The organism is Collinsella aerofaciens (genome assembly GCF_039752985.1).
Classification (GTDB): Bacteria; Actinomycetota; Coriobacteriia; order Coriobacteriales; family Coriobacteriaceae; genus Collinsella; species Collinsella aerofaciens_BT.
In genome coordinates, this window is sequence record NZ_JBDMHA010000006.1 from 38559 (window position 1) to 48080 (window position 9522).

8 protein-coding genes are annotated in these 9522 nt (G+C 57.7%); 5 read left to right on the top strand and 3 right to left on the bottom strand.

The window, feature by feature from the left end:
* Positions 1 to 1247, top strand: a 1247-nt coding sequence (locus ABHR76_RS01670; protein WP_346976632.1) for an aminotransferase class I/II-fold pyridoxal phosphate-dependent enzyme, incomplete at its 5' end; no start/stop codon positions are given.
* A gap of 75 nt (positions 1248 to 1322) precedes the next feature.
* On the opposite strand, the gene ABHR76_RS01675 is transcribed toward ABHR76_RS01670, so the two are convergent.
* Positions 1323 to 1733 carry a peptide deformylase gene (locus ABHR76_RS01675; protein ID WP_138111874.1) on the bottom strand — a complete coding sequence of 137 codons (411 nt, stop codon included), beginning with the start codon at positions 1731 to 1733 and terminating at the stop codon, positions 1323 to 1325.
* Between the two features lie 270 nt (positions 1734 to 2003).
* Between ABHR76_RS01675 and ABHR76_RS01680 the strand changes: the two genes are divergently transcribed.
* Positions 2004 to 3353, top strand: a complete 1350-nt coding sequence (locus tag ABHR76_RS01680; RefSeq protein ID WP_229066824.1) for an MFS transporter — start codon at positions 2004 to 2006, stop codon at positions 3351 to 3353.
* Between the two features lie 152 nt (positions 3354 to 3505).
* Positions 3506 to 4417, top strand: a complete 912-nt coding sequence (locus ABHR76_RS01685; RefSeq protein ID WP_035137032.1) for a hypothetical protein — start codon at positions 3506 to 3508, stop codon at positions 4415 to 4417.
* Between the two features lie 349 nt (positions 4418 to 4766).
* Here ABHR76_RS01685 and pdxT read toward each other — a convergent pair whose 3' ends face one another.
* On the bottom strand, positions 4767 to 5354 hold the full coding sequence (gene pdxT, locus ABHR76_RS01690; RefSeq protein ID WP_346976633.1) for a pyridoxal 5'-phosphate synthase glutaminase subunit PdxT: 588 nt from the start codon (positions 5352 to 5354) through the stop codon (positions 4767 to 4769).
* A 20-nt stretch (positions 5355 to 5374) separates the two neighbouring features.
* Positions 5375 to 6265, bottom strand: a complete 891-nt coding sequence (gene pdxS, locus ABHR76_RS01695; RefSeq protein ID WP_346976635.1) for a pyridoxal 5'-phosphate synthase lyase subunit PdxS — start codon at positions 6263 to 6265, stop codon at positions 5375 to 5377.
* Between the two features lie 145 nt (positions 6266 to 6410).
* Between pdxS and pdxR the strand changes: the two genes are divergently transcribed.
* A complete protein-coding gene (gene pdxR, locus ABHR76_RS01700) occupies positions 6411 to 7850 on the top strand; it encodes a MocR-like pyridoxine biosynthesis transcription factor PdxR (RefSeq protein WP_346976636.1) in 1440 nt (479 codons plus the stop codon).
* Positions 7851 to 8387: 537 nt separating this feature from the next.
* Positions 8388 to 9269: a hypothetical protein gene (locus ABHR76_RS01705; RefSeq protein ID WP_346976637.1), complete on the top strand. Its 882-nt coding sequence runs from the start codon at positions 8388 to 8390 to the stop codon at positions 9267 to 9269.
* Positions 9270 to 9522 lie beyond the last annotated feature (253 nt).

Consider the following 9522-nt stretch of genomic DNA (forward strand, 5'->3'; position numbering starts at 1 on the left):
CCTCAACTCAAATTCCAAGGAGCACCACCATGCGTACTTTTTCCAAATCCACCAAACTCGAGAACGTTCTGTATGACGTGCGCGGCCCCGTCGTCGACGAGGCTGCCCGTATGGAGGACGAAGGCGAGCGCATCCTCAAGCTCAATATCGGCAACCCGGCGCCCTTCGGTTTCCGCACGCCCGACGAGGTTATCAAGGACATGCGCCAGCAGCTGCCCGACTGCGAAGGCTATTCCAACTCGCGCGGCCTGTTCTCCGCGCGCAAGGCGATTATGCAGTATTCGCAGATCAAGGGTCTGCCCAACGTTCAGATGGAGCATATCTACACAGGCAACGGCGTGTCCGAGCTCATTCAGCTTTCGATGAACGCGCTGCTCGACAATGGCGACGAGATTCTGATCCCCAGCCCCGACTATCCGCTCTGGACGGCGTGCGCAACACTTGCCGGTGGTCATCCCGTGCACTATCTGTGCGATGAGCAGGCGGATTGGTATCCCGACCTGGAGGATATGGAGTCCAAGATCACGAGCGCGACCAAAGCCCTCGTCATCATCAACCCCAACAACCCCACGGGTTCCGTCTATCCGCGCGAGGTGCTCGAGGGCATCGTCGAGGTTGCACGCAGGCATCAGCTGATGATTTTTGCCGATGAGATCTACGACCGCCTGTGCATGGACGGCTACGAGCACGTCTCGATTGCCTCGCTCGCCCCCGACCTGCCCTGCGTTACCTTTAGTGGCCTTTCCAAGTCGCACATGATTGCGGGCTATCGTATAGGCTGGATGGTGCTTTCGGGCAACCAGCGCTGCATGAGCGACTTCATCATGGGCATCAACATGCTCTCCAACATGCGCCTGTGCTCCAACGTGCCGGCTCAGTCGATCGTTCAGACGGCACTCGGTGGCCATCAGTCCGTTAACGACTACATCCGTCCCGGCGGCCGTGTCTACGAGCAGCGCAACTTTGTGTATGAGGCACTCAGCAAGATTGACGGCATCTCGGTGGTTAAGCCGCGTGCGGCGTTCTACATCTTCCCCAAGATGGATGTTAAGAAGTTCAACATCACCGATGACGAGCAGTTTGCCCTCGACCTGCTGCACGAGAAGAAGATTCTGATCACGCGCGGCGGCGGCTTTAACTGGGCCGAGCCCGATCACTTCCGCATCGTGTACCTGCCGCGCATGGAAGTGCTCAAAGAGTCGCTCGAAGACCTCGCCGACTTCTTTGACCATTACCGCCAGAGCTAGTGGGATAGAAGTTCCGCACTATGAAAAGCTCCCTGCAGTTGCTTTGCTGCAGGGAGCTTTCTTGAATCGGCGGAACTAAATAACGATCCCGTTGCAGTGGTCGATTTCGTGCTGGATGATCTCGGCGGTGTAGCCCGAGAAGTTTTTGATGCGGTGGACGAAGTTCTCGTCCAAATACTCCACCTTAATGCGGCGATAGCGGGTGCAGGGACGCTCGCCGATCAGCGAGAGGCATCCTTCGCTCGTCTGATAGGCATTGACCTGCTCAAGAATTTGAGGGTTGTACATCAGGAGCGTCCTGTTGCCGTCCTTTATGCAGATGATGCGTTTGCGCACGCCGATCATGTTGGCGGCGAGGCCCACGCACTCGTGCTCATGCTCGTGGAGCGTATCCAGGAGATCCTGCCCGGTCGCGGCATCGTCGGGTCCCGCGTCTTCGGAAGGCAGGCGCAAAAAGAACTCGGATTTCATGATGGGCTTAATCATGGCGGGCTCCTCATGTCTCATGCTTTCGTGGACTTTTAATAATAGCGCGGAAGGAAAGCTGCGCGTTCGCGTTAAAATTTCTCGACGTTGGACCATGTTGCCAGACTCGTCGTGTACGGCGTCTGGCGTAAGTCTAGGGCTCATTTTCGCCCTGGACTGTTCCTCTGGGGCGATGCGACTGTCGTTCCAAGAGGAAGGAAATGCATGGGGAGCAAATCTCAGCAACAAGTTCAAGAAACGCCATCGGCCACTGCGGCGTCTCTCGTCGTAATGTATATCGCAGCCTTTGTTGCCGCGTTTAACGAGAACATCATTAATGTGGCGTTGCACGACATTATGGCGGCCTTTTCGGTGAGTGCCACCACGGCGCAGTGGCTCGTTTCGGGCTACATGATCGTGACGTCGATCTTTACGGCCATCATGGCCTTCCTGTCCGGCCGTTTCTCGACGCGCAAGCTGCTGTTTTTCGCATGCGGATGCATGGTCGCCGGCGAAGTCCTGTGCCTGTTCGCTCCGTCGTTTAGCGTTTTGCTGCCAAGCCGTATTTTGCAGGCTGCGGGATCGGGCATCTTGTTCCCGCTCATGATGAACGTGGTGCTGTCTTGCGCCCCGCGCGAGAAGCTTGGTCTGTATCTTAGCCTGGGCGGTGCCTGCATTACGCTAGGGCCGGCGTTTGGACCCGTGATCAGCGGTCTTATGTGCACGTTGTTTGGCTGGAGGGCGGTGTTCGTAGTACCGCTGGTGGGCGGCATTGCGGTCGCTGCGGCGGGCGTAAAGCTTGTTCAGAATGTTGGAGAGCGCTCGAACACCACGCTTGATATTCTGTCGGTTGTTTTGCTCGCCGCCGGCATTACGGCATTTGTGTATTCCGTAGGCGAGTTCTCGACCAATCTGATTGCCGGTATCGTGACGCTTTTCGCCGCCATTGTGCTGCTCGGCCTGTTTGCGGCCCGCCAGCTCAAGCTCGAGCATCCGGTGCTTAACGTGCGTCCCATGGCGAGCGTTCGTTATTGGCCTGCGTGTCTGCTTGTGGTGGTGTCGATGATGACGACGTTCTCGATGAGCGTTTTGTTGCCGCTCTATTTTGAGGGCGCATACGGCATGACCGCACTTGCTGCGGGCTTGCTCATTTTGCCGGCGATTGCCTGCAACGCCGTGACCTCGATTGTGGGCGGACGCGTGATGGACGCCCGTGGCGCATGGCCGCTGCTGCCGGTCGGCTTTGCCCTGATTGCCGTGGGGCAGACTGCAATCTCGATGACGGCGGCGAGTATGAACATCGGCGTCGTCGTGGCACTGACCGTTGTGGTGTATGCCGGAGTCGGTTTGGTGCTGAGCCCCTCGCAGACGGCCGGCTTGGAGACGCTGCCTGCCGCCGAGCATCCTCACGGAACGGCATTGCTCAATACGTGGAACATGATTGCCGCATCGTTTGGCCCGTCGCTGTTTATCGGCCTGCTCTCGAGTTCTGCGGCGACTGCCGGCGCCGCTGGCGTTGCGACGGACGTTGCCCAGGCGATTGGATTTGCAGCTGCCGTGCGTGTGGCGGCTGTAATTGCCGCGGTCGGGTTCGTGGCGTCGCTGGTGTACGCTCGTCGCGAGTCACACATGTCGCATTAATGTGTGCACATAGATTCTGCAGCTAGATTGGATGGCGACACCATAAACTAATGGACGTTTTGCCGAGAGGCATGATTGTTTAAAGCGCAAAGAGTGCGCGACGGGCCCCGCGAATGGGGCGATGATGCCCGAGAGGGCCAAGAAGGAGTCTCATGTCCGAGAACGAAGAGATCATGAACGAGACCGAGAACGAGACCATGGCTGCCGAGGTCGAGGCAGTCGAGACCGTGGAGACCGAAGCTGCCGAGGTTGAGGCTGCTGACGAGGTTTCCGCCGAGGAGGAGGCCGAGGTTGTCGAGGCCGCCGTTGATTACGATGACGAAGAGCTGATGGACAAGATGCAGAAGGCCGCCCGCCTGCTGCGTAGCCGTCGCTTTGCTATTTCCAAGGAGGAGGAGGCCAAGGCCGAGCGCATGGCGAACATCGAGCGCGCCATCAAGCTTCTTGACCTCAAGCCCAAGATGGAGCAGAAGGAAATGTCCGACCTGCTGGGCATGCGCCTTCGTGAGCTCGATGGCCTGATGGCCGAGGCCGAGGCTGCCGATCTGGTCGGCCGCATCGACGACGCCGAGGGCGATATGCGCAAGATTGTTGTCTTCGCCGCCGAGGATGCCGCTGAGGGCCTGGTCGAGCTTGCCAACAAGAAGGAGAAGCTCCTGCCCGAGCTTTCTTACGAGGAGGCCACCGAGCTGATGGCCGCTCTCGATAAGGTTATCGCTCCGCTCGTCGCCATGGGCCTGGACGAGGATCGCGGTCCTCGCGGCGGCCGTGACGACCGTGGTGGCCGTGGCGGCGACCGTGGCGGCCGCGGCGGCTTTGGCGATCGTGGTGGCCGTGGTGGCGACCGCGGCGGTCGCGGTGGCGACCGTGGCGGCCGTGGCGGCTTTGGTGACCGTGGCGGCGACCGTGGCGGTCGCGGCGGCTTTGGTGGCAACCGTGGTGGCTATGGCGACCGCGGCGGCAACCGTGGCGGCTTCGGCGGCAACCGTGGTAACGACCGCGGCGGTCGCGGTGGCGACCGTGGCGGCCGCAACGGTGGCGGCTTCCGCGGTAACCGCTTCTAGTTGGGTTACGCGGTTTTACCAAACCGCGTAACTAGTTGACGCTGCGCGCCCACCAGAGCGACAACTTGTCATTCAAAGAGGACGGCATGACCAGAAGGTCTATGCCGTCCTCTTTTCATGCCAATTTGTTCGCTCTGGTAGGCGCTCGCTGTCGGTGCCAAAACATCGGCATTGCCATGATCCAGACCTGCTAAAAGATAGTCGTTGGGGACGTTCTTGTTTGACTAGTCGTTTAAGAACGTCCCCAACGATTGCATAGCATGAGAGTGGATAATCTCCCGGTTTGAGTCTGCATTCAAGCTCAAAGTGGGAGATTATCCACTCTCATTTTGTTTGTTGATTTCGATGCCTACATTTGTAGAAACATTTCGTGGAGGCGGGTGTCTTCGTCGAGTTCGGGGTGGAAGGTTACGCCGAGCTGGTTGCCCTGGCGCGCGGCGACGATACGGCCGTCGACTTTCGCTAAGGCCTTTGCGTCGCCGTGGACCTCGACGATGCGGGGCGCGCGGATAAACGTCAGCGGCACTTCACCGTCGATGCCAGCTACCTGCCCCTTGGTTCGAAAACTGCCGAGCTGCCTGCCGTAGGCATTGCGCTCAACGAGTACGTTCATGGTTGCTAGGCGCGGCGTTCCCTTATCGTCGTGTGCGGCAAGATCGCGCGCCAATAGAATCAAGCCGGCGCAGGTGCCAAGGACGGGCATGCCTTCAACAATGTGGGTGCGAAGCTCCTCGAGCATGCCCAGCTCATTAAGCAGCTTCCCTTGAACGGTAGACTCGCCGCCGGGAAGTACCAGACGGTCAAAGTCCTGCTTCAAATCGGCCGCCTGCCTCAGCTCAATACAACGTGCGCCCAGCTCGGATAGTCTTGCCTCGTGCTCGGCAAAAGCACCTTGGACCGCCAGCACGGCGACCGTTTGGTCTGCATAATCGCTCATGTGCGATCCTTTCTGCTGGACTAGCGCCCGCGCTCCTCCATGATGATTTCGATCTCGTCGGCGTTGATGCCGACCATGGCCTCGCCCAGGTCCTCCGAAAGCTCGGCGATGAGTTTGGCGTCGGTGAAGTTTGCCACGGCCTTGACGATGGCGCCGGCGCGCTTGGCGGGGTCGCCGCTCTTAAAGATGCCCGAGCCGACAAACACGCCTTCGGCGCCCAACTGCATCATAAGCGCGGCGTCGGCGGGGGTCGCTACGCCGCCGGCGGCAAAGTTCACGACGGGAAGCTTTCCCGTGGCATGGACCTCGCGCACCAGCTCGACCGGAACCTGCAGTTGCTTGGCTGCCTCAAAGAGCTCGTCGTCGCGCAGGGCAACAACGTCGCGGATCTGCTTTTGGATTTTGCGCATGTGACGCACGGCCTGAACGACGTCGCCCGTACCCGGCTCACCCTTGGTGCGAATCATCGTGGCGCCCTCGGCAACACGGCGCAGCGCCTCGCCCAGATCGCGGGCGCCGCAGACAAACGGCACGTCAAACTGGGTCTTGTCGATGTGATAGACGTCATCGGCAGGGGAGAGAACCTCGGACTCGTCGATGTAATCGATCTCGATAGCCTGCAGGACCTGCGCCTCGACAATGTGACCGATGCGGCACTTGGCCATAACGGGGATGGAGACGGCCTCTTGGATGCCCTTGATCATCTTGGGGTCGCTCATGCGCGAGACGCCGCCTGCGGCGCGGATGTCGGCCGGGATGCGTTCGAGTGCCATGACGGCGCAGGCGCCTGCCTCCTCGGCGATGCGCGCCTGCTCGGGTGTAGTGACGTCCATGATGACGCCGCCCTTGAGCATCTGCGCGAGTTCGCGATTGAGTTTGACGCGATCGGCCTTGCTGGTCTGTTCTGCCATGGTTGCTCCCTTGGTTGGCATGTGCATTGCTTGACGGAACATCCTATCGGGGAGCTGGGTATGGCAAAATACTCAGTTTTCGAGATAATAATAAGGTCAGCCTAATACCAGGTTGAACAGCTCGATAAGGTCAGGTGGCAAACTCATGCTTGACTACAATTTGGAAAAACGTGGCGAGGCATCGCTCTATGAGTATGTTTACCAGCAAATTCGAGATGATATTGTTGCTGGCCGTATTGCGGCGGGGGAGCATCTGCCGTCTAAGCGCGCCTTTGCCAGTCATCTGGGAATCAGTGTCATTACTATCGAGAATGCATATAGCCAGTTACTTGCCGAGGGCTATATTTGCTCAAAGCCGCGGCGTGGCTACTACGCTTGCAAGCTTCCGGATGCACCGGTTTTGCCTTTGGCTTCGGAGGGCATCGACCGAGATGCCGTCTCTGTGGGCCCCAGCGTGCATGATGTCAACGGACAGGTCGAGCGATTCGATGCGCTTTCTCCTTCCGCTTTGGAGGCGGCGCGGCTTTGGCAAAGCGCGCTACGGGCGACGCTGGCATCCGAAGACGAGCGCGAAATCTTTTCGCCCGCACCGGCGCAGGGCACCGCTCGGCTGCGACGCGCAATTGCTCACCATCTGCGCGGGACAAGGGGTATGAATGCCGACCCCAACAACATCGTTATCGGTGCGGGCGCCCAGCTGCTCGATACTATGTTGGTTCAGTTGCTTGGCGCTGACAAGGTGTATGCCGTTGAGGACCCGGGCTATTTGCGTCTGACGCGCATCTATCAGGCTATGGGCTGCAAAGTTCGACATATCCCGTTGGATGATGAGGGCGTGGACTTGAGCACTCTGCAGAAAAGCGGGACCGATGTCCTTCATCTGATGCCGTCCCATCAGTATCCGACCGGCCTTGTGACGAGCATTGCGCGTCGCTATGCGCTTCTGAGCTGGGCCGCCGAGCGACCAGGTCGATATCTCATCGAAGATGACTTTGATTGTGAGTTTCGCCTTGCCGGCAAGCCGATTCCTGCGCTCGCATCGATCGATGCCGCCCAGTCGGTTATTTACACCAACACGTTTTCGAAGAGCCTGTCATCGGCGTTGCGTCTAGCGTACATGGTGTTGCCCGATGAGCTAATGGAGCGGTTTAGGCGCAACCTTGGTTTTTACGCCTCGTCGGTGAGCTCTGTTGACCAGGTTGCTTTGGCGCGTTTACTGGAATCGGGTGATTACGAGCGACATGTGAACCGCGTGCGCGTTCGTGCTCGCGAGGCGCGTGATGGCCTGATGGCGCTTGTGCGCAAGGTATTTCCGGCAGGGGAAGTCTCGATCGAACACGCAGACGCGGGCCTTTACTGCACCGTGGTTGCGGAGCGCGGAGCGGGCGGAAGCTCTTTTGTGCGGGCCCTCACGCGCTCGAGTATCCCTTTTGTCGATATCAGTGGCTGTTATTGGTGTGCCGATGGCGCATCTGTCCCTGAAAACTCAAGTCAAATTCTTGTTCAGTATGACGATCTGAGTCCAAAAGTGCTTAGCACCTTGGAATTGCAGCTAACGGGGGCATTCTGCAATCTAAGTGAGTAGACTTTTGGCACTTTGGCGACCAGGCAGTTTTATAACAAGCTATCTACCTGCGGTTTTGAAAAGCAGGATGACCGGCCTGCTCGGGATGTTCAAAAAAGTCTACTCACTTGCCGCATAAAGCTTTTGCATGCGAAAAAATGGGGTTTTCAACAGAACTTCGTCCAGCTCTTGGCAAGCTTTTGGCCAGTTGGGGAGGGCTGTTGAAAACTTAGCAGTCCGTTCGGTGCCATTTTTGGTGCGTTCGCGCCAATGCGTGACTGACTGGGTTGAAATTCGTGTTTTCCTGTGCCTATGAAGGATCTACTTTGTGACATATCGGCTTTTAGGTACTGGCGTTTGCCCCCTCAGGTTCGCGCTTTGTGTCCGCCGCTTCCACGGCCGGAAGAAGACCGGCAGCGATATGATCTCGCCCGTAACCCGACTGCTGCGGTTGCGCTCGGCTTTCCGTTGTATACATTGGTTCGGTCGAGAAACAAGCGGACTTGTCCTACCAGCATTAGGCAGCGGCTGTTCCTTGGTGAGCTCCCCAGGGAATCCGTGCTGGAAACGGAGCATGGATTTTTGATTACGTCTCCTCTACTGACGGCATTCATCATGTCGCGGCATCTGACGGATCTTCAGCTTCTTTTTGTGTTGGCGGAGATGTGCGGCCTGTTTGCGGTGTGTGCTCTGCCGGCGGCACTTGAGGCGGAGCTTACGCGTGCAATTGATTCGGGCGCGATTTCGACGACGTTGGGTTGGGTGCGCTGCCCGTCCGAGGACGGCACCGCTTCAAATTTATGGCGTCGAGACGCTTTGGTTTTGGGCAGAGACCTTGACCGTTTTTGTTCAGATGTTTGTGGGATGCGTTACGGCAATAGATTTATGACGGTATCGCAACTCGTTCCATTGGGTGCCGCATCGCCTTTTGAGGTCGAGGCGTATTTGCTACTTGCATTGCCGCGATCCCTGGGAGGCGAAGGTTTTTGCGGCATAGAGCTTAATGTTGAAGTGATGCTAAACACAAGTGCTCGAGCGATTGTGGGAAAGTCCCGTGTATATATCGACCTACTTCTTTCTTCACCGGACGGTAGGCGACAGGTGGCCATTGAATGTCAGGGAAAGGCCTCGCACGGACGCGCAGGGGATGGCTTGCGTGACGCTGACCGCATGACGGCCCTTCAGGCCATGGGCTACGATGTACTTCTCCTGACACACAGACAGATATCCGATGAGGGTAGATTCCGCGCGATCGTTAAGACCGTATGCAGGATGCTCGATGCTGAATATCGCGATAAAAGCTCAGATGAGCAAAGGGCTGAGACATTACTTCGGTCTGAACTATTCGTTGACTGGACAAAATTGGGAGTAATTGACGGAAAGATGCCCGTTAGACACAAAACAGTTCGATCGTGGACGGCTGCGGTTCTAAGTGAGTAGACTTTTGGCTTGATGGCGACCAGGCCGTTTTGAAACAAGTCATTTCCCTGCGACTTTATAAAGCAATACGGATGGTCTGCTCGGCAAGTTTCGAAAAGTCTACTCACTTAGTTTTTGACGAGAGACCGATGCCGAAGATAGCTCTATTTCAGGGCGTTAACGAGTCCTCGAGACACAGACGATATGAGCAGGACATAAAAACATTGAGAGCCCCTGCTGCATGAAAGACCGCGGATTAGGCCGACAATGGTGA